18 protein-coding genes and 1 tRNA gene are annotated in these 24,816 nt (G+C 35.5%); 4 read left to right on the forward strand and 15 right to left on the reverse strand.

The features are described 5' to 3' along the window. Window positions 1–3: 3 nt before the first annotated feature. Both AC3HD6_RS18800 and AC3HD6_RS18805 read right to left on the reverse strand, forming a co-directional pair. Window positions 4–3,606, reverse strand: coding sequence for a response regulator (locus AC3HD6_RS18800; protein WP_488897726.1), 3,603 nt, complete (start codon window positions 3,604–3,606; stop codon window positions 4–6). Window positions 3,607–3,611: 5 nt separating this feature from the next. Further along, complete coding sequence (locus AC3HD6_RS18805) at window positions 3,612–5,087, reverse strand: hybrid sensor histidine kinase/response regulator (protein WP_488897727.1); 1,476 nt, start codon at window positions 5,085–5,087, stop codon at window positions 3,612–3,614. Window positions 5,088–5,286: 199 nt separating this feature from the next. On the opposite strand from AC3HD6_RS18805, the gene AC3HD6_RS18810 reads away from it, so the two are divergent. Further along, window positions 5,287–5,904 carry a Crp/Fnr family transcriptional regulator gene (locus tag AC3HD6_RS18810; protein WP_488897728.1) on the forward strand — a complete coding sequence of 206 codons (618 nt, stop codon included), beginning with the start codon at window positions 5,287–5,289 and terminating at the stop codon, window positions 5,902–5,904. A gap of 144 nt (window positions 5,905–6,048) precedes the next feature. Here the strand turns inward: AC3HD6_RS18810 and AC3HD6_RS18815 are convergent, their stop codons facing one another. From AC3HD6_RS18815 to AC3HD6_RS18860, 10 genes are all read right to left on the reverse strand, one after another. Further along, entirely contained in the window at window positions 6,049–6,348 is a 300-nt protein-coding gene (locus AC3HD6_RS18815; protein WP_488897729.1) for a hypothetical protein, read from the reverse strand. Between the two features lie 178 nt (window positions 6,349–6,526). Beyond that, on the reverse strand, window positions 6,527–7,960 hold the full coding sequence (locus AC3HD6_RS18820) for an SDR family oxidoreductase (RefSeq protein WP_488897730.1): 1,434 nt from the start codon (window positions 7,958–7,960) through the stop codon (window positions 6,527–6,529). Window positions 7,961–8,013: 53 nt separating this feature from the next. After that, a complete protein-coding gene (ribA, locus tag AC3HD6_RS18825; RefSeq protein ID WP_488897731.1) occupies window positions 8,014–8,604 on the reverse strand; it encodes a GTP cyclohydrolase II in 591 nt (196 codons plus the stop codon). 26 nt (window positions 8,605–8,630) lie between these two features. After that, complete coding sequence (locus AC3HD6_RS18830) at window positions 8,631–9,179, reverse strand: lipocalin family protein (protein WP_488897732.1); 549 nt, start codon at window positions 9,177–9,179, stop codon at window positions 8,631–8,633. Then, entirely contained in the window at window positions 9,169–9,858 is a 690-nt protein-coding gene (locus tag AC3HD6_RS18835; protein WP_488897733.1) for a lycopene cyclase domain-containing protein, read from the reverse strand. The genes AC3HD6_RS18830 and AC3HD6_RS18835 overlap by 11 nt, the downstream gene beginning before the upstream one ends. Further along, window positions 9,855–10,307 (reverse strand): sterol desaturase family protein, encoded by a 453-nt coding sequence (locus tag AC3HD6_RS18840; RefSeq protein WP_488897734.1) that lies wholly within the window; start codon window positions 10,305–10,307, stop codon window positions 9,855–9,857. Before AC3HD6_RS18840 ends, AC3HD6_RS18835 begins: the two co-directional genes overlap by 4 nt. A gap of 1 nt (window position 10,308) precedes the next feature. After that, window positions 10,309–10,776: an SRPBCC family protein gene (locus AC3HD6_RS18845; RefSeq protein WP_488897735.1), complete on the reverse strand. Its 468-nt coding sequence runs from the start codon at window positions 10,774–10,776 to the stop codon at window positions 10,309–10,311. 58 nt (window positions 10,777–10,834) lie between these two features. Further along, window positions 10,835–11,671: a phytoene/squalene synthase family protein gene (locus AC3HD6_RS18850; protein ID WP_488897736.1), complete on the reverse strand. Its 837-nt coding sequence runs from the start codon at window positions 11,669–11,671 to the stop codon at window positions 10,835–10,837. 1 nt (window position 11,672) lies between these two features. Beyond that, window positions 11,673–13,163 carry a phytoene desaturase family protein gene (locus AC3HD6_RS18855; RefSeq protein ID WP_488897737.1) on the reverse strand — a complete coding sequence of 497 codons (1,491 nt, stop codon included), beginning with the start codon at window positions 13,161–13,163 and terminating at the stop codon, window positions 11,673–11,675. A 43-nt stretch (window positions 13,164–13,206) separates the two neighbouring features. Continuing rightward, the gene (locus AC3HD6_RS18860) at window positions 13,207–13,860 is read right to left on the reverse strand and encodes a MarR family winged helix-turn-helix transcriptional regulator (RefSeq protein ID WP_488897738.1); all 654 of its coding nucleotides are present in this window, start codon (window positions 13,858–13,860) and stop codon (window positions 13,207–13,209) included. A gap of 657 nt (window positions 13,861–14,517) precedes the next feature. Here AC3HD6_RS18860 and AC3HD6_RS18865 point away from each other — a divergent pair. Further along, window positions 14,518–15,504 carry a terpene synthase family protein gene (locus AC3HD6_RS18865; RefSeq protein ID WP_488897739.1) on the forward strand — a complete coding sequence of 329 codons (987 nt, stop codon included), beginning with the start codon at window positions 14,518–14,520 and terminating at the stop codon, window positions 15,502–15,504. Window positions 15,505–15,577: 73 nt separating this feature from the next. Here the strand turns inward: AC3HD6_RS18865 and AC3HD6_RS18870 are convergent. The 3 genes from AC3HD6_RS18870 to AC3HD6_RS18880 all read right to left on the reverse strand — a co-directional run bounded on the left by AC3HD6_RS18870 (window position 15,578) and on the right by AC3HD6_RS18880 (window position 20,538). Next, a tRNA-Arg gene (locus tag AC3HD6_RS18870) sits at window positions 15,578–15,649 on the reverse strand. A 74-nt stretch (window positions 15,650–15,723) separates the two neighbouring features. Beyond that, window positions 15,724–17,502 carry a TonB-dependent receptor gene (locus tag AC3HD6_RS18875; protein ID WP_488897740.1) on the reverse strand — a complete coding sequence of 593 codons (1,779 nt, stop codon included), beginning with the start codon at window positions 17,500–17,502 and terminating at the stop codon, window positions 15,724–15,726. 72 nt (window positions 17,503–17,574) lie between these two features. Further along, on the reverse strand, window positions 17,575–20,538 hold the full coding sequence (locus tag AC3HD6_RS18880; RefSeq protein ID WP_488897741.1) for a tetratricopeptide repeat protein: 2,964 nt from the start codon (window positions 20,536–20,538) through the stop codon (window positions 17,575–17,577). A 256-nt stretch (window positions 20,539–20,794) separates the two neighbouring features. Here AC3HD6_RS18880 and AC3HD6_RS18885 point away from each other — a divergent pair, with 256 nt between their 5' ends. Both AC3HD6_RS18885 and AC3HD6_RS18890 read left to right on the forward strand, forming a co-directional pair. Beyond that, window positions 20,795–23,023 (forward strand): CocE/NonD family hydrolase, encoded by a 2,229-nt coding sequence (locus AC3HD6_RS18885; protein WP_488897742.1) that lies wholly within the window; start codon window positions 20,795–20,797, stop codon window positions 23,021–23,023. A 109-nt stretch (window positions 23,024–23,132) separates the two neighbouring features. After that, window positions 23,133–24,815, forward strand: a complete 1,683-nt coding sequence (locus tag AC3HD6_RS18890; RefSeq protein WP_488897743.1) for an APC family permease — start codon at window positions 23,133–23,135, stop codon at window positions 24,813–24,815. The last annotated feature ends 1 nt before the right edge of the window (window position 24,816 follow it).

The following is a 24,816-nucleotide window of genomic DNA, read 5'->3' on the forward strand; positions in this document are numbered from 1 at the left end:
TGTTTAACTTTCATACATCCAAACACGAAGGAGCGATAATAACTGATCAATATCTACTGGTTTTGAGATATAATCAGAAGCTCCTGCCGTAATACATTTTTCACGCTCTCCGATCATAGATTTAGCAGTAATAGCTATAATAGGCAGTTTTTTAAAGGCTGGCATTTTTCTTATTACCTTAATCGTTTCATAACCGTCCATTTCCGGCATCATCATATCCATTAAAACAACATCTACATCAGGATTTTGGTTAATCTGTTCAAGGGCATGCTTACCATCCATAGCTACAATTACTTCAACTTTATATTTTTCAAGGGCTTTGGTTAAAGAAAAGATATTGCGTACATCATCATCGGTAATAAGTATCTTTTTTCCACTCAGCACTTCCGTTAAAGAACCCAGCATCCTGCCTCTGTTATTTTCTGATGAACCATTTTTTTCTTCCACAAGATGTAAGAATAACCCTACTTCATCCAAAACTCTTTGATAAGAATGTGCCGTTTTTACAACAATAGAATCGGCATATTGTTTTATTTTAAGTTCTTCTTCTTTTGATAAATGATGTTCAGTAAAAATAATAATTGGAAGATTCTCCAGCCCCTCATAGCTTTTGATGGATTCAATAATATGATAATCATTTCCTTTTGCGGTCCCAACATCCAGGATAACACAATCAACAAGATTTGAAGTAAGTGCTTTTACACTATCTTCAACATTGTGTTCCACCGATAAGGAAATATTGAAATTACTCAGAAAATAAGACAATGCATTGGCATGTTTGGCATTTTCCTCAACAATCAAAACTTTTTGAGGTCCCTTTTGTAATGCTTCTTCAATTTTCTTAAATACGTCAGTCATTTTATCGAGAGCCACAGGCTTATTAATAAAATCAACCGCACCTTTCATAAGACTTTCTTTTTTCACATGAAGGGCAGACATCATATGGACAGGAATATGCTTCACATCAGGGTCCGACTTGAGTTCATCCATAACTTCCCATCCATCTTTTACAGGAAGCTGAACATCCAGTAGAATTGCATGAGGATGATATTGCTGAGCCGCAGAAAGGGCATAATCACCTCTTACCACCACAATCCCTTTATAGTTCTGTAAATGGGCATATTTCAGTAAAGCTTTTGCAAAATTGGTATCATCTTCAATAATAAGAATGATTTTATCCCCTTCCTGGATATTTTCTCTGTCATCCTCCACATCATCAGGTATTTCTAAGGTATTTACCTGAACTACCTCTCCATTATCAAGGATATTCTGGATTTCTTCAACATCTTCGCGAATGATTTCCACCAGATCCTGATCAGTCTCGGAATGAACGATTTCAGCGGCCGGATGTACAGGAATAATAAAAATAAATTCACTTCCTTTGTCCACTTCACTTTCCAGAGCTAGTTCACCACCTAACAGTCTTGCAATTTCACGGCTTATTGAAAGTCCCAGACCAGTACCTCCGAATTTTCTTTTTGTAGATCCATCAGCCTGCTGGAATGCTTCAAAGATAATTTTCTGCTTATCTGCTGCAATGCCAATTCCGGTATCTTTTACTGAAAATATGATAAATTCAGGTTTTTCAGAATGTTTTTTGATATGTAAATCAATGCTTCCTTTGGTTGTAAATTTTAAAGCATTAGACAACAGGTTTCTTAAGACCTGATCAATTTTAAGACGGTCACTTTCAATCACTTTCTGTACGTCTGAATCAATCTGAATATTGAATGGAAGTGCTTTCTCCTGAAATACAGGATTGAAAAGGCTTTTCAGATCTTTTACGATGTCTTCAACTGTCACTTTCTGGTATTCCAGAGTCATTTTACCGGATTCTATTTTTGCCAGATCAAGAATTTCATCTATTAAAGTTAACAAACTGGTTCCTGAGCTTTGAATAACTCTGGCAGATTCTACCTGATCTTCATTGAGGTTTTCATCCGGATTTTCTGCCATTAATCTTGATAAAAGAAGGATTGAATTAAGAGGTGTCCGCAATTCGTGAGACATATTGGCTAAAAATTCAGACTTATATTTTGTGCTGAGTGCCAGTTCCTCTACCTTTTTCTGAATTTCATTATTGCGTTCCGCAATTAAATGATTTTTTTCTTCCAATAATCTTGAGCGTTCTTCCAGTTCTGCATTGGCCTGCATCAATTCTTCCTGCTGTACTTTTAGCTCTTCTTCTGAGGCCTGAAGCTTTTGTGTCTGAGCTTCCAATTCAGTATTGAGATTTTCAAGCTCAGAATGCTGTACCTGTAATTCTTCAGACTGAGCCTGGGTTTCTTCAAGGAGTTGTTGCTCTTTTTCTCTTCCTTTGGCAGCATTCAGGGCTATTCCGATATTTATACTGCACTCTTCAAAATAACTGATTCGATCTTCCTCAAAATTGGAAGTGGATCCTAATTCAAGTACTCCAATGGCATGTCCATCTGCGAAAATAGGGATCAGAATTATTCCATAGATTTTAATGGTACTGCTGGCAAAGGTTACTACAAAATCATCTTCATGAAGATTATTATACACTTGTGTTTTAGCATTCAGGAAAGACTGCCCCACCATTCCTTCTCCAGGTTCAAAAGTTCTTTTCATATTGGTTTCTAATCCAAATGCTTTATTAAGCTTTAGAATACCTTCGTCAAAAAGATATAATGAACCGTTGATGCAGTTTCCATATTCAATCAACTGATGTAAAGCCTTGTCGGAGACTTCCTGTACTGATTTATTACCCACCAGGGATTCATTCAGTAAAGCAAGGCCTTTCTGACGCCAGTCGCTTTTATTAATTTTATCAAAAGATGTTTTCAGGGATTCGGTCATATGATTCAAGGATTCTACAAGGCCTCCAAGATCATCCTCTGCGTTATCCACTGCTTTCTCACTGTAATCACCATTGGCTACTCTGTTTGCAATTTTCTGAATAGCACTTACACGGCGTGTCATTTCCTGATCTTTATCTCTAAGCATTTTCTCCAGCTCATCTCTTCTGATAAGATCGGCACGCATTTTAAAATAGAAAAATGCAGTTACTACTACTGCAGCCAGCGCAGAAAAAACAATAAATACAACCGTTGTTTCTGAGGAACGTGTTAAGTCTTTATTTTTAATTTCAACCTGGCTCTCCTCATATTGTACAAAATCTTTTACAATTTTGCGGCATTCATCCATATAAGCTTTACCCGTTACAATCTGCTGCTGAGTCATCACAACTCCTCTTCGTCTGTTTTCCACCAGGTTTTTCAGATTATTCATCACCTGATCTACTGCGAGTTTTAATCCAGCCAGTCTTTCCTGTTGGTTTTTATCCTGTACTCCTAATGATTCTGCCTGTACCAAAGCTTTAGAATATTCTCTTACACCACGTTTATAGGGCTCCAGAAAATCTTCCCTTCCGGTAAGCTGATAGCCTCTGTTCCCCGTTTCTGCATCCAGCAGAGCCACCAAAACATCTTTCACTGCTGTCACCGAACGTCTGCTTTGGGAAAGACTTTCACGGTGGTTCATCTGATTTTGGATACTCCAGTATGAGGCCACTGAACTCGCTATTAAAATCAGAAGAGAAAGTCCTATCCCAAACTGAAGGTTTCGTATAATTTTTTTCGGCATGAAAATTAATTTAAAGGTAGAGTAAAATAAAATGTAGACCCTTCATCTACAATACTGGAAACACCAACACTTCCATGATGCTGTTTGATAATTTCAGCACATATAAACAGTCCGATTCCCATTCCCTGGAACTGCAATGACGATTCTTCTACACGATAGAATTTTTTAAATACGGCGTCCTGTTTAAAATCAGGAATTCCAATTCCAAAGTCAGTCACATTTACTCTGACTTCCTGGGCTTCTTTATCTACAAATGTTGTCACAATTACCTGGTTATTGTCAGGTGAATACTTTATAGCATTTGTAAGAAAATTAATGAGTACCTGCTCTATACGAATCTCATCTAATGGGATTAAAATATCAGGTTTTGTTCCGTGGCGTTCAATTCTTACCAGTTGTTCATCATGGGTCTGTAATATTGTTTCAACGGCATTACTGATGACGCTTTCCAGATTAACGGGCTTTTTATTAATTTTAAGTTTGCCATTTTCAATTTTTGACACATCCAGAAGATCTGTTATCAGGGTATTTAGTTTTTCAATCTGTCCCTGAACTTTAGTAACAAATCCTGCTTCAGGAGTTTCTTTATCTAATTTCAGCTTTCTTTCCAATAGCTGAACATATGCTTTAATACTGGTTAATGGGGTTTTTAATTCATGGCTCGCAATACTTAAAAACTCATCTTTTTCCTTTTCTACTTTTTTCTGATCGTCAATATCAGTAAATGTTCCTACCCAGTTTTTAATACGGTTTTCATCGTATACAGGCGTTATTCTTAGTAAATGGTAACGGTATTTATCTGAAATAATATTTTTAATCCTGATTTCTAATTCCAGTGCTATTCCTTTCTTCCTGCATCTCTCCAATTCTTCTTTTATATCTCGATCATCAGGATGTGTTTCCGGGAAATTCTGTTCTGTCTCGGAATATTGATACCATTTACCATTCACAAAATCCACAATTCCGTCCCCATTAAGGGTAAATGCAATCTGAGGAAGGGACTCCAGCATCAGATGAAAGTGATCTATCTGGGATTTCATAGTAACCTGGGATTCTCTTCTCCCCTTCACTTCAAGTTCAAGATTCTGCTGTGTTTTTTTCATGGCAAGATTCTGTTCCTGAAGGTTATAAAATGTTTTTACTTTAAGCAAAAGTATTTCGGGATCTACAGGTTTGGTGACATAATCTTTAGCACCAGAAGCATAACCTTGTGTAATAAATTTTTTTTCTGTATTGACAGCTGATAAAAATATGATAGGTACGTCTTTCGTTTTGCTGTAATCCGAAAGGGTTTCGGCCACTTCAAAGCCGTCCATATCCGGCATCTGAACATCTAAAATAATTAAGGCATAGTCTTTTTTCAGCGCTTTACCAAGAGCCTCTTCACCTGAGCTGGCCGTTTCGACCTGAAAATCCTTAGATTCAAGTAATTTCTGAAGTGAATAAAGGTTACTTTGGTTGTCATCAACAATTAAAATCATAGAAGTTAAAATCAATAATTAGTTACGGATACTTTAGCTTCAAAAATACTCACAATATTTCGAAAAACAGTAATTTTTAAAGGATAATCCTTAAGAATTCCATACCACATTTCACATGAAAAAAAATCAATGGCACAGGGATTGAAACTGTTTATAATATTTTAAGAAAAAAGCTCTAATTTCAGAAAAAAAACAAACTATGAAAAAGACAATAAGCTGCATGAATATTGACGTAAATATTCTTTATTCATTCGGAGGTGAAACCGTGATACACAAGCCTAAGGAGTTCATTTTCAAAGAAGGTGAGCATTCGCAATATTATTTTCAGATTATCAGTGGCAAAGTTAAGCTAAACACGTTTACTGAAAACGGGAAAGAATTTATTCATAATATCCTGGGCAAAAATCAAAGTTTTGGAGATCCATTACTGTTCATCGAAAAACTTTATCCCACCAATGCTGTAAGTTTACAAGCGACAGAATTGGTGAGGATGCCTAAAAATAATTTCATAGAAATGCTTAAAACTCATCCTGATCTTTCTCTGGAGATGAATATGTGCTTGTCACAAAGGCTATATTATAACAGTTTAATGGTGCGCAATATGGCTTCAGCAGATCCCATCCAGCGCCTTAAAGGGCTATTGGACTATCTAAAAAGTTATCATGATGGGGACTGCCAACAATGCTTTCCTGTAGAACTTACCCGCCAGCAAATTGCTGACCTTACCGGTTTGAGAGTTGAAACGGTAATCAGAACCGTTAAAAAGATGGTTAATCAGGAAATAATAAAAATGGAAGGCCGAAGAATTTTATATTAAAGATTGAATGTACTTATCTCCTATTATTTTATGGAAGACTAAGTGGCTAAACAAAAATAGAATACAAATAAACTATTAAAACAAAAAACAATAATGACCGATGCCTTCCGGCACCGGTCATTATTGTTAAACTAACTTAATCCATTAATTGGTTTTCTTTCTCCATTCTGCCTTTACATCTTCAGCGGCATCTTTGGTCTTTTCCCATGCTTCATCAGCTTTGTCTTTAATATCTTCCCAAGCATCGGAAACGTTCGACTTCACTCTGTCTAACCAGTCTTCCTGAGTAGCTTCCTGATCATTTTCTCTTTTTTCATTGATATAATCTTTAGCCTTATCTGCTAAATCACTGATCTTCCATTTTGCTTCATCCGCTGCATTTTTTAGAGAATTTTTTGTTTGATCTACTGCATTTTCCGCTTTGTTGTAATCTGAATTGTTCATAATATAATATTTTAGTAATTGGTATATAAATAAACAATGTTTGTGCCTAAAAGAATATTTACAATGTTAAAATTTCTTAAAATATCAAATTACCATTTAGCCGCTTATTATATACCAAACTATTCATCTCATATTCAAAGTAATACCTTTCAATCCTATTCTCACTATTAACAAAAGTCTATTTATCCTTGGCAAGGTTTTTAATCATTCCTTTAAAAATAATTCCATGAAACGGAAGAACCATCAACCAATATATTCTTCCCCACAGGCCTTTTGGACGAAATACAGCTTTCTGCCATATCTTATTTTTATACACTTTAAACATCAGCCAGGCTTCTCCCGGAAGTTTCATTTCAGCCAGCAAAATCAGCCTGCCTTCTTTACGATCAGCATATAGCACCCTCCAGAAATCCAAAGCATCTCCTTCTTTAAGATCAGAAGGATGCCTTCTTCCCCGTCTGAGTCCAGGCCCGCCAAAAAATTTATCGATAAAGCCTCTCATTTTCCATAACTCCTGCCCATACCATCCATTCTTACCACCCAACTGAAAAACCCGGTTCACACAAGCTTCCCTGTTATCATACTCTTCTGTTCTGAGATCTGTAAAACATCCATACTTGGGTACATCCTGATATTCTTTTAATGTAGAATCGTTCCGGCTGCTGATAAAACTGTCTTTCCAGCTTGAGATGATTTCATTGGACTGAATTTTTGCCAACGTCCTTTTGAGCGCGGTTTCATAAGAAAACGGCTGTATCTTTGTAATGGATTTAATCTGAGCCAGACTTTCAGGCCTGCACACCACTTCTATTTTCATGCTCCCCACAAGGGCCTTTGCCAGATTATAAGAGGTTGAAGTAATAAAATAAAGCCAATAGGAAGAAAGCTTTGGAGTCATCACTGGTAGGGTAAAAATAGTCCTTTTTAAACCTCTTACCTCCGCAAACTTCAGTAACATATCCTTGTAGGTGAGAATATCATCACATCCTATATCAAAGTCTTTATGGTAAGCCTGTTCTTTAAACAAAACAAAAATCAGAAAATCCAGAACATTTGCGATTCCTATTGGCTGACATTTTGTATACAACCACTTAGGAGCGATCATCACAGGGAGTTTTTCAACGAGATCTCTTATAATTTCAAAAGAAGCACTTCCTGAACCAATAATAATGCCTGCCCGAAGAACAGTAACAGGAACTTTACCGCTCATAAGAATTTTCTCAACCTGATACCGAGAGCTCAAATGCTTTGACAATTGTTTTTCATTCACCAGACCCGATAGATACACGATATGTTTACATTGTGTCTTTTCTATGTATTGAGAAAAATTATAGGCACATTTCTTTTCTGTATCTTCATAATCCTCAGCAGCACTCATGGAATGCATCAGATAATACGCTCCTGTAATATCTTCAGGAATATTCTTTAATGTTTCCGGTTTCAGAAAGTCAACTTCAATTACTTCAACATGATTAACATCAATATCCATACTTGGCTCAAACCGCTTGACATCTCTGCAGCAGCATACCACTTTATAGCCCTGCGCAGCAATGACACTGATCATTCTTTTACCAATATATCCGGTAGCCCCGGTAAGCAGAATTTTTTCCATGAGGTTCTGAATTTAAATGTATCATAAAAAACATCATGCCTTAGAATAAGACATTATATCTTCTCTAAAAGATGACCAAAATAATCCTTTTTCTTAATGAGATAACTTTGATTCATCTCATTAGAGTCTATTTCCAGAGGAATTCTGCTATTGAGAATGATATCACTGTTCTCAACAGATTTGATTTTGTCTGGATTATTAGTTAGTAAATTAACCTCTTTTACCTTTAGAATATTCAGCATCTCCACGGCTACATCAAAGTTTCTTCCATCCGCCGGGAGCCCAAGCTTCAAATTGGCTTCAACGGTATCCAATCCTTTTTCCTGAAGTCCGTAAGCCCGCAACTTGTTGATAATCCCGATATTTCTTCCTTCCTGACGGAGATAGATAATTACTCCTCCATTTTCATACATGTATTTCATTGCAGCATCCAACTGTTGCCCGCATTCACATTTTTTGGAATGAAAAACCTCTCCTGTAATACATTCTGAGTGGAAACGTACATTCACAGCTGCTGTAAAATCTGTATTCTCTGCCACCCAAACCAAATGAGGACTCCAGTCTTCTTCACTTTCTGAAAATGCATATACAGTGAATATGCCATAATCTGTAGGTATTTTTGATTGTGCTTGTATTTTGAGCATTTTTTTCTCTTTTTAAGTTGATATAGTTATTTATCGAACGGGCTTTTTTTATCCTGCTTTACCCAGATAAGTTTTGATGTATCATAACCGATCTCCTGAGCTTTGGTGATAAAATTTTGTTTTATATGCTCCGGAACTGTCTTTTCGCGGGACAGAATCCACAAATAATCTAAGTTTTTACCTGCAACCAATGCATACTTATAATCTTCCAGCGCAACGACGTTATATCCGGCATAGAAAGGTCCGAAAAAACTTACTTTCAGTGCCGCCGTATTCTTATCTCCCCCGAATTTAGCGGTACCATTAACAGACACCCATTTGTTCTTTTTAAAATTATATCCGCTATTGATTACATTTACACTTTCATCCGGATTAAGACTGTATTGTGCCATTGCATTATCAAGATCTTTTTCAAAACGGTAATCGAATCTTGCTATTTCATACCATGTACCTAAGTATCGGTTGACATCAAACCGGCTGACAGGCTGCGCTTTTTCCGGCATAGACGAACAGGATATTATACTATTCAACAATACAAAGCTTAACAATACTGTAAAAATTATTCTATTTTTCATTTTTAGTTATTTTTTTAAAGAAATAAATATTGAGTAAAAATTGGCTGTAACCGTAAACAGCATCTTCAACAGGGATAGTCCCCATTCTAATCCCTAAAAAGTCATCAGGATTATAATTAACAACCGGCGAAGGAATAAAAGAACCTGTAAGAATTCCATTTACAGCAAAAAAACCGGGCATTAAAATAAGATACACAAAACTGGCTTTTCCCAACCATTCTTTTTGAGCGATAAAATGCAGATAGAAAAGCGTAAGTATCGTTACAATTACTGTCAGTAAAGTATATATTCGTTCATAATATAGAAGACCTATGACACCAAGAACAATAACAGACGTAAACACAATGAGATTATTCAAAACACTAATCCATTCCAGAGTAAAGAATTTTTCCAGGCAATAATAAGTAAAAACACAGGCGAAAGGAATGCAGTAAAAAAACAGCCATTCTTCTACCGGAAGCCCCGCTATTTTAACCCCCAAAGTATAATGGAGATCAAACCACCACACTCCTTTTGCAGTGAACCATATATCCCAGACGATAAAAGGAATGGCTACAATGGTAGATGACAGCAGAAATTTCCCGAAAAGCTTATTAAATTGTATCCTTCCATCAAAAGAGGCTAAGAAACAAATAATTACAGTGAAAAAATTAATCAATATGTAAGTATAAGGCATCATTTTTTATTAAAATACATTTTAAAATATTTAACAGGAACCCACAGAAAACCGAAACATTCTCCATCTTCTTTTCCCAAATGCTTGTGATGCTGCTTATGAGCACGTCTGATGGCAAGAAAATATGGATTTTTTGTTCTAGTGAAAATCTTTGCCCTCTGATGAATAAAAATATCATGTACAAAGAAATAAGCCATCCCGTAAAGACTGATCCCAAGGCCGATAAAAAACCAGTAACTAAAATCCTGTTGTACTCCCAGGTATAATAAAGCAATAGCCGGAGTTGCAAAAATGAAAAAGAACCAATCATTTCTTTCAAGTTTACCATCATGGCTATGATCGTGATGATCCTGGTGCAGGCTCCACAGAAAACCGTGCATAATATACCGATGGATCAGCCATGTAGCTCCTTCCATGGAAATAAATACACACAAGACGATCAAAACATTCATTTTAAGTATTCTTATTGTTAAAAAGGTCACTCAAAACCCTGTATCTGAAATCGAAAATGGTTTTAAGCTTTTCTTTTACAAACATCTGATGGGCTATTTTTCCTAACATTCCTAACGGGAGTTCATAGTCTACTGTATCTTTCATGAGTACTCCATGCTCATTAGGAATAAATTCATGAAAATGGTTCCAGTGCTTATATGGACCCTTTTTCTGAAAGTCTGTAAAGCTTTTATAGTCATCCACCTGACTGATAATTGTCTTCCAACTCAATGGAATTCCCAGCAAAGGAGAAACTGTGTAATCTATTTCCATACCCTTAAAAATAGGCCTATCCTTCACATCGGAAAGCACCACAAAACCCATGCTTTCAGGAGTTATTTCTGATAAATTATGAGGAGAGGAAAAAAACTCCCATGCTGTTTCAATATTACAGTTAAGCTGTTGTTCTCTGTATAATCTATACATCATTTATTTTTATTAATCTTTAAACGTTTCAAAAAATCATTCTTACCCCGGAAACTTATTGTCAGAAATAAGCAGACTTGTAACGGATATAACTTTTGAACGCCACCAGGAGCTTTTGTGAATTAGCAATTCTGATTCTTTGCTGGAGCATATTCTGGGAGCTTGTTTTCTTTATTTTTTCAAATAGGGAGAGATAATATCTGTAAGCAAGGTAAACACCAAAAATAGATGAGCCCGGCAACTTTTTTATACCCTGCAATGCTTCTTTAAACTCTTCTTCAATCTCATTTTCAATATGGGTTTTTACCGTATTATCAAAAACTGACATATTCAGGGAAGGAAAATAGGTTCTTCCTAAGATTTGATAATCATCTTTGAGATCTCTTAAAAAATTAACTTTCTGAAAGGCAGATCCTAGTTTCATTGCATAGGGTTTAAGCCTTTCATACTGCTTCTTATTACCTTCAGTAAATATTTGCAGACACATCAAACCTACCACTTCCGCAGACCCATAGATATATTCTTTATACAGCTCTGAGTTATAATCAATTTTATGAAGATCCATTTCCATACTGTGCAGAAACTGATCGATCAGCTTCTTGTCTATATCATATTGACGGACCGTTTCCTGAAATGAATGCAGAATCGGATTGAGCGATATACCATCCTGCAATGCTTCATAGGTTTCAGCCTTTAATCTCTTCAGAAGTTTCTTCTTATCATAACCATGAAAACTATCCACAATTTCATCTGCCAAACGAACATATCCGTAAACCGCATAAACCGCAGGTCTAATGGAAGGCTTCAAAGCCAGTATTCCCAATGAAAAACTGGTACTGTATTTTTGTGTAGCACACTTACTCACCTCGTAAGACAATTCATCAAACAATTTTTTCATATTATTTTATTTTTAGTTTACTAACTTCAGATGCTACAATTTTACCCGAAATGATAGAAGGTGGAACACCCGGCCCGGGAACCGTTAGCTGTCCTGTATAAAAAAGGTTCCTCAGCTTTCTGTTTTTTATTTTAGGTTTTAATACTGCCGTCTGAGATAATGTATTGGACAATCCATAGGCATTTCCCTGATAAGCATTATAGTCGGAAATAAAGTCACTTACACAATAGCTTTTTTTATATTCAATTCTGGAAATAAGATTAGTTTCTCCCGTATGTTTTTCTATTCTATCAATCATTTTGATAAGATATTTTTCTCTTACAGTTTCCTCATCATCTATTCCTGGCGCAAGAGGCAGCAAAAGAAAAAGATTTTCACATCCTTCCGGAGCTACCCCCAAATCTGTTTTTGAGGGACAGCACGAATAAAAAAGTGGTTTATCTGGCCATTTTTTATCTTTGTAAATACAGTCTATATGCTCATCAAGCTCATTTTCAAAGAACAGAGTATGATGTTTTAAATGAGGGATCTTCCCTTTTACCCCGAGGTAATAAATAAGGCAGGACGGAGCAAATGTTCTCTTTTTCCAATATTCATTATCATAGTTTCTAAGTGCATCGGGGATTAAAGTTTCTGTATGATGATAATCTGACGATGCAATGATGGCATCAAATTCATAGTTTTCATTATTTATTGTTAAAGAAGACGCCCTTCCATTATCTGTATTGATTCTTTGTACTTCATGATTAAAATGAAAAGTTACCCCTTGTTTTTCTGCAACTTCTTTCATTGCAAGAATGAGTTGATAAAACCCTCCCATTGGATACTTTGTTCCTAAAACATACCCTCCATAATTCATAAGACTGTAAAGAGCAGGAATATCCTTAGGGGAAGCACCAAGAAATATAACCGGAAATTCCATCAGGGATTTGAGTTTGTGATTTGTAAAATAACCTGAAACATATTTCCTGAAATCACTTAAAAGATCAAGCTTCAAGGCACAACCTGCTATTTTCAAGGAAGCAAACTCAAGCCAGCTGTAACAGGGTTTTGTTACAAATTCTTTCATTCCCACTTCATATTTAAATCGCGCAGATTCCATAAACTGATCATATTTCCTTGCTGCTCCTGTTTCTATCTTTTCAAATAGCTCACGGATTTCATCATTTTTTTGGGGAACGACAACATTTTCTTTTGCAAAAACCATCTCAAACTGTGGATCCAAGGAAACCAGTGTAAAAAAATCAGACGCTTTATAACCAAAGTCATTGAAAAAGCCTTCAATAATATCTGGCATCCAATACCAACTTGGGCCCATATCAAAAACATAACCTTCTTTTGTTTTAAATTGTCTTGCCCTTCCTCCCGGCTGCTGGTGCTTTTCAAATACATGCACTTCATTTCCTGATTTCGCAGCATACGCGGCAGCAGAAAGCCCGGAAAACCCAGAACCAATCACTGCTATTTTCTTTCTTAAGCCTCCAGTTTTCATTGTTATTTATTTAATAGTTTTAACACAGATTTCTACTATTTCATTAATTCAATCTTTTATACACAACATCCAGGAGGTCAATAGAGTCCAGATGCATACGGTAAAAAGAATCATGAAACTCGTCCAGTTTAGAAAGTATGGCAATGAGCAGCATCTGTTCAGAATGACTTAGGTTTCCTACGACTGCTCTTGAAGCTTTACGAATCCCATCCATATGTTCCTCCAATACGGCAAGCCCCTTCTCTGTTATCTGAATATGTTTTGTTCTTTTATCTTCCTCTGAAACAGCCTGCTCTACCCAGCCATTGCGGATTAAACGATTAATAATGAGTATCCCTGAAGATTTTTCACTTACATTATATCTTATAAGTTCCATTTTAGGCATCGCTCCCCTGGTCTTCAGACCGATCAGATAAATAAAGTCATCCTGACTTGAAAATATGGAATTACCAATTGAACGTGAATATGTTTTCGCATACCTTCCCATTTTTATCAGTAAAGTATTGATGACGCTGTCTGCACTTCTTCCCAATTCTTTTCCTGCCCAATCCGGTTCTTCTATTGAATGATCCCTAGGCGAAGCATTGATCCATTCTGTAAAACCCTGAAGGTCGTTACTATATATCGCTTTCCCTTCATTCTGCTCCATAAATTGCTGAACGAGTTCCACAACTGATTTTATAAGATCAAAATTCATATCAAACAAATTAGTATACAAATATACATATTAAAGTATATAAATATACTTTTTATTTATTAAAATTTAGGAACAATAAATTAAAGATCTAAACAAACGGCATAAAGAAATCACATAAAAAATTAACAATCAATTAAATATCATAAAATAATCGAAATTGAATTAAAAGAAACAGGATAGAATATAAATAAACTATAAATAAAAAACTAATAAGATTACTTTTAAGAATGAGAGAATTAAAGTCTTATCAAAACAGGTGTACAAGAAAAATAAAAAGGTTCATAAAAAATACGAAGAACTGCTTGACAAAATAATCACAAGGCAAAAAGATAATCCTACAGAATCAATGGAAGATCAGATATAAATATTAAGGCTCAAGTCAGTAATGATGAAACTATAAAATTACTCTTATGGAAATTTGAAAAAATGAAATATTAGAAAAATATCTAAAAAAAGATATTAGCCTTACTGGATGGATAATAATTTTAACACTAACATAAATTATGTTTTGCAAAATAATTAATACTCACACTGATAAATGTTTAAAATTTTAACAATATACTATTTATACAATAATTAAATTAATCATATAGCATAATATGTATATATTTACAAAAACAAGAATCCGTCCAAAAATAAAACCAAAATCAAAATACTGTGAAAATCAAAACAATTCTAAAGAACCGCTTTAATTATTCGTTCCCTGATCCGATCAGCCCATTTGCTGAAGATTTACAGGAAATAACTGATAACCAGTGGATTGACAAGGAACTTAAAAATCTAATTCCGTCTTCAACAAAAGAAAAGTATAAACAAACAAAAACGGGATTTATGTCTGCCCGCTGGTGGCCCAAGACCCAAAGCTTCGAACGTATGCTGCCACTGGGGAGATTTATGCTTTGGTCTATGTATAATGATGATATGTATGAAGTAGCTACCGCTGCTGAGGTTAGATATGCACAAAAGCAATCTATAGCCATATTAAAAGGGCAAATCACACCTGAAGAAGCAAAAATACCTCTCGCGTATCAATTATATGCTATACGGAAGGGGTTCCTGAATTTCATTCCAGAATCATCTGTAAATCGTTTTGCTGATACATTAAATGATTATTTTGACGGTCTGGAAATGGAGGTAATCTATAAGCAAAATAAAATATTCCCAACAGTTGGCAATCTGCTTAATATTAGAGTTAGAACATTAATGATTTGTGCTTTTATTGAAACAATAGAAATTCAGAATGAAATCACTTTGCCAGATTATATTTATTCACATCCTGTGATCAGAAGATTATATGATCTTACGACCAGAATTATCGGTTATTTCAATGACGTACAATCACTACTAAAAGATGAAGAAAGTGGAGAGATATTTTTCAATATAGTTAAAGTATTGGAACATCATTACCAATTATCAAAGGAAGAGGCACTGGAAAAAACTATTCTTATGCATGATAAGGATTTGAAAGAATTTTATCAGTTACGATCTTCTCTTCCTGATTTCGGAAATTGGAACAGTGCTGTCGATGAATTAGTAGAAGGAATGGGGTACTTTATAAAAGGATGGCAATCTGTTTCTTTATTAGAGACAAAACGATATGACATTAATGGTTTTCCACCAATAGAAGAACTTCCCAAAATTTAGACTTTAAATACTCTCAGAAAAAACAAATGCCAAATGATTATTTTAGTCTTCATTTGGCATTTTTTGTTATTAGTGACCGCAGAAGGATTCGAACCCTCACTGTCGGAGCCGAAATCCGAAGTTCTATCCATTAAACTATGCAGCCGTATTCATTAGTAATAAATGATAAGTAATGTGTAATAGAATATTACTTATCATTCATTGCTTATTACTTATGATTTAGAAAGTAATCTTCACCCCACCCAAAATCTGAGGACCTAAGACTTTATAAGCCTTGTAGGTTTGGTATTTTGAGCTTAGAAGGTTATTTCCGAGTGCGAAAATACTGAAATTTTTGTGAATTTTGTACTCTGCAGAAAGATTTAAATCGGCGTAACCACCAACTTTATCGTTTGTATTCTCTAATGATCGGTAAATCATTCCATTAGGAGCTGAAGCATCTGCAATTCCTTCGATTGAAAAAGAGTTGGTTGTTCTGTCGCTTGCGAAAATTCCTTTGAAACCTAGCAATAATTTCTTGTCAAGCATTGCATATTTTGCACCGATACTTGCATTCACTAATGGAACATTGTAGATATTATCGTAGTTCTTCAAATTATATTTTGTAAACCTTACTTCTCCGTCAATCATTAAATTTTCTAATGGGAAATACTGTACACTACCTTTGATATCACTTACATTCCCATCATCGTAGATTGCAGAGAATGTATTCGCATAATCATAAGCAGCACGATTCAGGGTGTAATTATTATCAAAAAGACTGTTTGCTCTGAAGAACATGATGTCTTTCATTTTTCCGAAACCAGCAGATACATCGTATTTCAATGTTTCATCAATATCACCTCTTAAACCTACGTAAAAGTGATATTTTGTTTCTGTAGGCTTTAAATACTGGTCAGAAAGAACATAAGGGTTCTCCTGAAGAAGATCTCCGTAAGTGTTAAGCTTAAGACCACCATCTACCCCACCATAGAATTTAAATTCTTTAGCAGCTGCCACCTGGAACTCAGCTTGTGGAAACCAATAGGTTTTATTATTCTTCACCTGATCCATGTGTATGTTTGAGTTTTTAGCATTCAGGAAAGAAAATCCTGATCCTAACATCAAATAAGACTCTCCTTTTCTGAAGGTCACTTTTGGAGTTAAGCTGGTATTAAAGAAATTGGAAGAGTTCTTATCTACCATTTCAAAATCTGTTTTCACAGCTTCTAAACCTACCCCTAAATCTGCATTCAGATTAATCCCTGATTTCCCTAACTCAACAGCATGCTTAGAGAAGTTAGCTAAAATCGAAACCTGGTTTTCCTGAGCATCAAAATGATCTTTCAGGAATGAAGATTTTACTCTTACATCATTCAGAATCTCGTTAGAATAGAAATCATAATATCCATTCACTTTGAACTGATTGACTTTTTGTTTTAAATCAACATCTGCTGACGGCGCTAAAGCATAAATCCCGTAATAGTTATAGTTATTTAATCCATATTCAGCATTGATATTGAATTTTCCTTTATCCCCATAAGAATTAAGGAAAGCTCCTATCGTTGCAGATGTTTGTTTTGATTTCCAGTCGTAATCATTTTTAAGACCGCTTGTAGACAACAAATGTACATCTGCTCCTACCTCGAACTTATTTTGAAGGGTTTTGGATACATTTCCATCTAACAGGATCTTCCCATAATTCCCCATTCCAAATTGGACATAGTTATTCTGAGCCGTCCCATCAAATTTTGGAGCTACATCCTCTCCCTGAATTGTAGAAGTTTTGAAGTCGGAAACCGCAGGAACATCTGTAATGGTATATCTTACAGGAGTCTGGGATTTCTCTTCCGGAGGATAGTTTTTAATGGTTTCCACGGAAGTCTTCTTTTTCTCGATCTTCTTCACCTCCGGTTCTCTTTTTTTATTAAGAACCAGCTTTTCCTCTTTGATCTGGGAAAACGCAAACTGCGAAACCCCTAAAAATATGATGGATAATAATTGAATTTTTCTGTTCATTACTACTTCTTGTATTTATGTATCCATGTAAAATGCACTAATGTCTGTTTACATGAACAGGATACTGCATTTTTACTTTTTAATCTGCTTTTTAACTTCTTTCGCTTCTGCTACGATATCCGGGAAGCTCTTATAATTGGCAATAATCTGGTCACAAGTATAACTAGCCTGGTAATTATCTTTTAAGCCGATATAGTTTTTAGCCATCAATACCAAAGCTTTTGCCCCCCAATATTCTTCAGAGGCATAATTATTTGCCAGCTTGAAGATGGTTTCATTAGAAGACTTAAAGGCTTTTCCTTTATTCTGGTAATACGCTTTTGCATACAATGCTTCTGCGGCTACCGAAGTGTTGGATGATTTTTCAAGAGAAACATAAGCTGCCTGAGCATCTTTATCCTTTCCTGAATTCATCAGACTTCTCGCTTTGATTACTTTCGCCGTCTCTATAACGGCTGCTGAGTTTTTGGAGTTGGCAATCACTGCATTGGCCAGTTTTTCTGCTTCAGAGAAGTTGTTTTCATCTGCATACAGCTTCATCAGCTCAACATTCGCATAGTTTTTAATGCTTATATTGGAAGAGTTCTTAATTCCTTCAAGATATTTTTTAGCTTCGGCAGTATTTCCTTGTGCAATAAAGATCTGTGCTAAACGGGTTTGAGCATCATCCTGATAATCATTCTGAACTCCGGCCACCTCTTGTAAAACAAGTAAAGCTTTTGTAGAATTATTAGTTTGATAATAACTTTCTCCTAATTCATATTTAGCCTGATAAAGACCTTCTCCCGTTGGATTCTGCGTTAGATACTTCTCATAGTAAGAAATCGCATTTTTGTAGTCTTTCTTCGCGAAATATTGTTTTCCTGTAGATAGGTTGATCTCATCAATTTCAGATGCATCAACATTTACGCCTATGCTTCTTGCAAAGTTTTCATAGCCTGCCACATCTCCGTTCTTCGTAAATACAGGTTTTGCAGCCTGAACAATTTTTTGAGCATATGCTGTGTTTTTATACTGCTCTCCTAGTGATTTCAGCTCAGAAAGAGCTTTATCATTCTGGTTCTGGTCGATATAATTCTGTGCTCTGTAAATAGAAGCATTAGCGATCAGGTCTTTATCTGAAGATGTTTTTATAACTTTTCCAAAATAATCATTGGAGTTTGCAAAATCATCCTGAGCTGCGTAAGCTGTTCCTATTTCGTATTGTGCATCATCATAATATTCAGAATCCGGATATTTGGATAAAAGATTTTTTAAATTGGTAATCTTCGCCTGAGTATCTCCTTTAAATCCTAAAGCCATTGCTTTCTGATATAAAGTATAATCTGTAGCATCCTGATTCTTATCATAAATCGCAATGGCCTCGTTCAGATCGTTATTCGCGTAATGAATATCTGCCAAACGAAGTTCTGCATCATTTTTAAATTCAGGTTTTGGATTTGTAAGATACTGCTTGAAATAAGTAGCCGCCTGATCGAATTTCTTAGCCTTAAAATAAGCATATCCCAAATCATAAGGCAGCTGCTGCTTTTCCGGGAAGTTTTCATTAAGCAACTTTTCATAACGAACAATGGCAGACGGATAATTTCCTTTTTGATAATATACCTGAGCCAGCCAATATAAAGCTCTACTATTAAATTCTTTATTGATATTAAAGCCTAAACTTCTCAAGAAATATTTCTCTGCTTCATCATAATTCCCTTTATTGAACTCTTCTGTTCCCAATAAATAAGAAACTTCCTGATCCACTTTATTGATATCAGGTGTTGAACTTTGTAATCTATCAATAGCGTTCAATGTCTCTTTATAATTTCCTGAATACAAATATGATTTCACCAATAATGATCTCATTTCTGAAGCGTTAGAAGCATTTTGGTTCTCATTGATATAGCTTTGAAGAACAGTAGAAGGATTTTCAAACGGGTTTCCGATATCGTATCCTAATTTCGCATACTGTTCGTGTGCTAATTTTTTCACTTTTGCATCATAATCCATTTGATAAGAAGAACGGAATGCAGAAAGGGCCTCTTGCTTTTTATCAACCGCTAAATAAGCATTTCCTAATTGATAGTAAGCATTCTGTGCTAACGCTGAATTACTGTTGACAAGCTGGTTATAATAAGAAACTGCTTCATCATACTTTTTCAGCTGTGCAGCCACAAACCCCATTTCATAAAGGTCATTTTCAGAAGGATTCTGCTGTACATTCAGGTAGTCCTTCAAGTGAGGATAAGCAGCATTGTAATCGTTCTTCATGAAGAAACTCTCCCCAATGATCTTATGGACTTCTGCTTTGTATGATTCTGAAATATTTTCATTTAATAATGCATTTCCTTCAGAAATTGCTTTATCATAATTCTTATCATTATAATACATCTGTACATAATACGGACGTACCAACCTTGAGAATTTATCCTGATCTTTTATGGAGTCAAAATATTCGAAAGCCTTATCATTTTGCCTGTTACTGTAATACAAATGTCCCAGCATGTAGGCGATATCTCCTTTTTGTGACTGATCGGCAGTTTTGTAAGCTTCTTCCAGAGCATCCGTAGCCCCCTTAGAATCTCCCATCATAAATTTGGCATATCCCAACTTCAGAATATACTGCGTATTCTCCTCTTTTGACAGCTGATATTGGTTCACCTTTTTTAAAGTTTCCAATGCCTTGTCAAAATCTTTTTTCGCAAGGTAATAATCCGCTAAAGGAAGATTAGCCTGAGCAAAATAAGCAGAATTAGGATATTCTTTCATGAAAGCCGTCAATCCTTCTTCAGCATGATTTTTCTGAAGAATCACACCGATCACATTATCAAAAAACTGAGCCGCCTCCTTCTTTGAACGGGACAAATTCTGATTGTAGAAATATTGTCTTGCATATTCGTATTGGGAGGCGTTGTATATTTTAGTTTGATAAAGATTTTCCGCTAGATTGAATCTATAATTTTCTTTCTGGGTAAAATATTGGGACTGTTGAGCATCGGAAATTCCGAAATAAATGACCGCAGCCGCTAAAAGTATTTTTTTTGATTTCATTCTTCTTGATATAAGAAAATTAGTCTAAATAAGTTAACGAAAATATTAAAAACTTATTGTTTAAGCAAGTTTTAACAGATTTAATACCATAAACAGGTATTAGCAAGAGTAAAAAACTTTTCACTATTGTATGATAAAAATCCTTACTTTAGTCTGGTAAAAATGTAAACAATTTCAGTAAACAGTTAACAAAAATACATTTTGATCTGATACTTTTTCAACAGCAGCTAAAAACATACCATAAATACACTGTAATATGAAATTTAAGATACTTTTAGCATTAATTTTTGTCAACCTTATACAGGCTCAAAAATTTTACTTTCCGAAAACAGCTGTTACAGACACTCTTATTTTGGAAAAACAAATGCCCATATTAGCCGTCCAGCTAATTCCCAATCTACAGACGGTACAACACAAACCTCAGAATGCCGTAGATTTATCAGATGCCCTTTTTCGACTTCAAATCATTGCTAAGGATTACCAGAAATCTCTTGCTACACTTGCTGAGTATCGGAATCAGTTTGCTGACCATAATATGGCCGGGTATAAATTTATGAGCTATGAAGTCTACAGCATGGCCAAATTAACAGAAACTAAAACATCATTTTCAAAAGGACTTCGGACTGCATTTGATAAAAAATATGAAAGCCTTCCGGAACACTTACTTCCAAGGGTAGGACTTGCCGTTGCTGGTGATGTAAACAATTTCAGAAAATTATTAAAAAAAGCTCTGGATAAACAGAAAGAAAAAGACAGTATAGATTACAAATCGGCATTGGCATTGTGTAAAGCTTATTTGGATTATAAAACTTATTCCGGCATCCAGCCTGAGATCAAACAGCTATTGACAGCAAAGGACAAGGAAAAATTTATTACAGAAACAAGAGATCTTAAAATTCAGAATGGAAATACATTGACCCTTACCATTATCAGAAAAAAAGAGAATAAATCTCCCCTTCCTGTTATTCTTACCAATAACATTTATGCCGGAGAACTAGACCGCTTTTTCGGAACAAGAGCCGCGACTTATGGATATGTAGGACTTGTAGTCAATACAAGAGGCAAAAGAAATAGTAATGATGAAAATAATCCTTTTGAACATGAATCACAAGATCTATATGAAGTAATCGACTGGGCAAGCAAACAGCTCTGGAGTAATGGAAAGGTTGGCATGGTTGGAGGAAGTTATCTTGGTTTCAGTCAATGGGCAGCTGTGAAGAAATTGCATCCTGCTTTAAAAACCATTGTACCACAGGTTTCTGTAGGTATTGGAATAGATTATCCTGCCCAGAATAATGTATTTATGAGTTATATGCTGCAATGGATTCAGTATGTTACCAATAATAAGTACACCGATGAGGTAGATTTCAACAATGCAGCCAAATGGGATTCTATCAATACAGCATGGTACAAAAGCGGAAGATCATTCAGATCTCTGGATACGATCAGCAAAAAGCCATGCAAAATATTTCAAAGATGGCTGGACCACCCGGGTTATGACCAATACTGGCAGAAAATGGTTCCTTATAAAGAGGAGTTCGCCAAAATCAATATCCCAATTCTTACCACTACCGGCTATTATGACGATGACCAGATCGGGGCATTATATTATTATAACCAACACCTTAAATACAATAAAAATGCGGAACATTATCTCGTAATTGGCCCTTACAACCATGGTGGAGCACAGAGTTTCGGATTCACGTACGTTGAAGGAAACCCTATCGATCCGGCAGCCAGAATCAGTATTGACGATCTTGCCTTTTCATGGTTTGATTATATTCTTAAAAATGGAAAAAAACCTGAACTTTTAAAAGACAAGGTTAATTTTCAGGTCATGAACACCAACTCCTGGAAACACGTTTCCTCTTTTGATAAAATGCACACTTCTAATTTGAAGTTTTATCTTCAAAACAGTAAGAATAATTCTTCTGTATTTATTAAGCCCACGCAGCAAAACTATACACCTCTCATTGTAGATTTCAATAATAGAAACGATAAAGACACTTATTATGCTGTAAGCAAAAAAGACAGCATTAAGACTACAAATTCTACTTATTTTGTAAGTGAAATACTGGATAAGGATATTATTATCAGTGGAAGTATTTCAGGGCTTTTTACGATTTCTACTAACAAAAAAGATCTTGACACCCATGCTTCTCTTTATGAAATCAGACCTGACGGAAAGCTTATTTCATTATCTTCTCATATTGCAAGAGCCAGCTATGCTAAAAATAATGAGATGCGCCAGCTTCTTACTCCCAATACTATTGAACAGATTCCTATAAAAAATGCCTATGTTATGAGTAAAAAGATCGAAAAGGGAAGTAAATTACTTTTGTTAGTAGGCGTTAACAAAAATCCGAACTGGCAGCTCAATTATGGAACAGGTAAAGATGTAAGTGATGAAACGATACAGGATGCTGGAGAACCTATGGAGATAAAATGGTATAACGACAGCTATGTGGAAATACCGGTTTATTAAGACTAAATGATTTTCGTTAAGCATTTTTATCCAAATGTTCTTAACGACTGTTAACATCAAAATAAAAAATCATTACATTTGTTTTTTTCAAATCAAATATAGTTATTGAATGAGTCAACTTTTTAGAAGGAAAGTCTATTCGGATACAGATACTTCAACAGGACTTTTAAGAGTTTTAGGTGTATGGGACATCGTATTTTTTGGTATTGCGGCAATTATTGGAGCTGGGAGTTTCAGCAGTTTGGGAGAAGCCGTTTTCAGAGGTGGCCCTGGTGTGATCCTTCTCTATTTGATTTGTGGCTTTGCCTGTGGTTTTACCGCTCTATGTTATGCTGAATTTGCCAGCAGAATTCCTACAGCAGGTTCTGCCTATACATATGCTTATGCCAGTTTTGGGGAATTAATTGCCTGGATCATTGGCTGGGCTTTGATCATGGAATATTCTTTCGGAAATATTTATGTAGCCTTTTCATGGTCTGATTATTTCACCAGCTTTTTAGGGCGTCTCGGAATGCACATTCCTGATTACCTAACCTGTAGTTATACAGAAGCGAAGAAAGCTGTCTTAAACGGTTCTGAAAACAAAGAACTATTAAATGCATGGAAATCAGCACCATTAATTGGGAACTTAAAGTTCATTGTTGATGTACCGGCATTGGTCATTAATGGTTTAATTACATGGCTTTGTTATGTTGGGGTAAAAGAGAGCAAAAACTTTAATAATTCTTTGGTTATCTTAAAGCTAGGAGTAATTCTATTGGTAATCCTGGTTGGTTTTGCTTATATCAACACTGATAACTGGACGCCTATAAGTCCTGTAACAGGAAGTCCATCCTTTATGCCTAATGGCTTTACAGGAGTAATGAGCGCCGTATCGGGGGTTTTCTTTGCCTATATTGGCTTTGATGCTTTAAGTGTTCTTTCTGAAGAAACAAAAGATCCTCAAAAAACCTTACCAAAAGGAATGATCATCTCTTTGGTATTGTGTACAGTAATCTATATTGCTCTTACTTTGGTATTGACAGGAATGGTAGATTACAGAAAATTCGATGGTGTAGGAGACCCGCTTTCATTCATCTTTGAAAAAACCAATGCGAATGTAGCATGGATGGAGCTTGTGGTTTCTTTTGTAGCTATTGTGGCAATCACCACTGTACTATTGGTTTTCCAGATGGGCCAGCCAAGAATCTGGTATGCAATGAGCCGTGACGGATTGATGCCTCAGAAGTTCCTTAAAATTCATCCAAAATATAAAACTCCATCTTTTGCAACCATTGTTACAGGGATTGTGGTAGGAGTTCCTATCTTATTTACGGATAAAACCTTCATCCTTGATTTTACAAGTATCGGAACCATCTTCGCATTCGTATTGGTTTGTGCAGGAGTTTTGACACTTCCTGCCAAAGAAAAGATCAAAGGCAGATTTCACCTTCCTTATATCAATGGTAAAATTATTTTCCCCGTTGTGTTTATTGGCGGACTGGTAGCTTTCTATTATTTGCAGCCTGAATTTTTCCAAACATTAATGGATTGGAAGGATCCTAAGGAGGGAGAATTTAGAGCCTCTATTTTCTTCTTTATTCTCATCAATCTCATTTTATGTGGGGTTACTTTTATCAAGAATCTTTCTCTTATTCCATTAATAGGATTAAGTTCTTGTTTATACCTTCTTACCGGAATGAGCCATGAAAATTGGTTCTGGTTTGGAATGTGGTTCCTGATTGGGATGTTTATTTACTTCTTCTATGGTTATAAGAATAGTAAGCTTGGAAAAGAGCTAAACAAGAGCTAAA

The sequence above is a fragment of the Chryseobacterium sp. II3a genome (genome assembly GCF_057815135.1).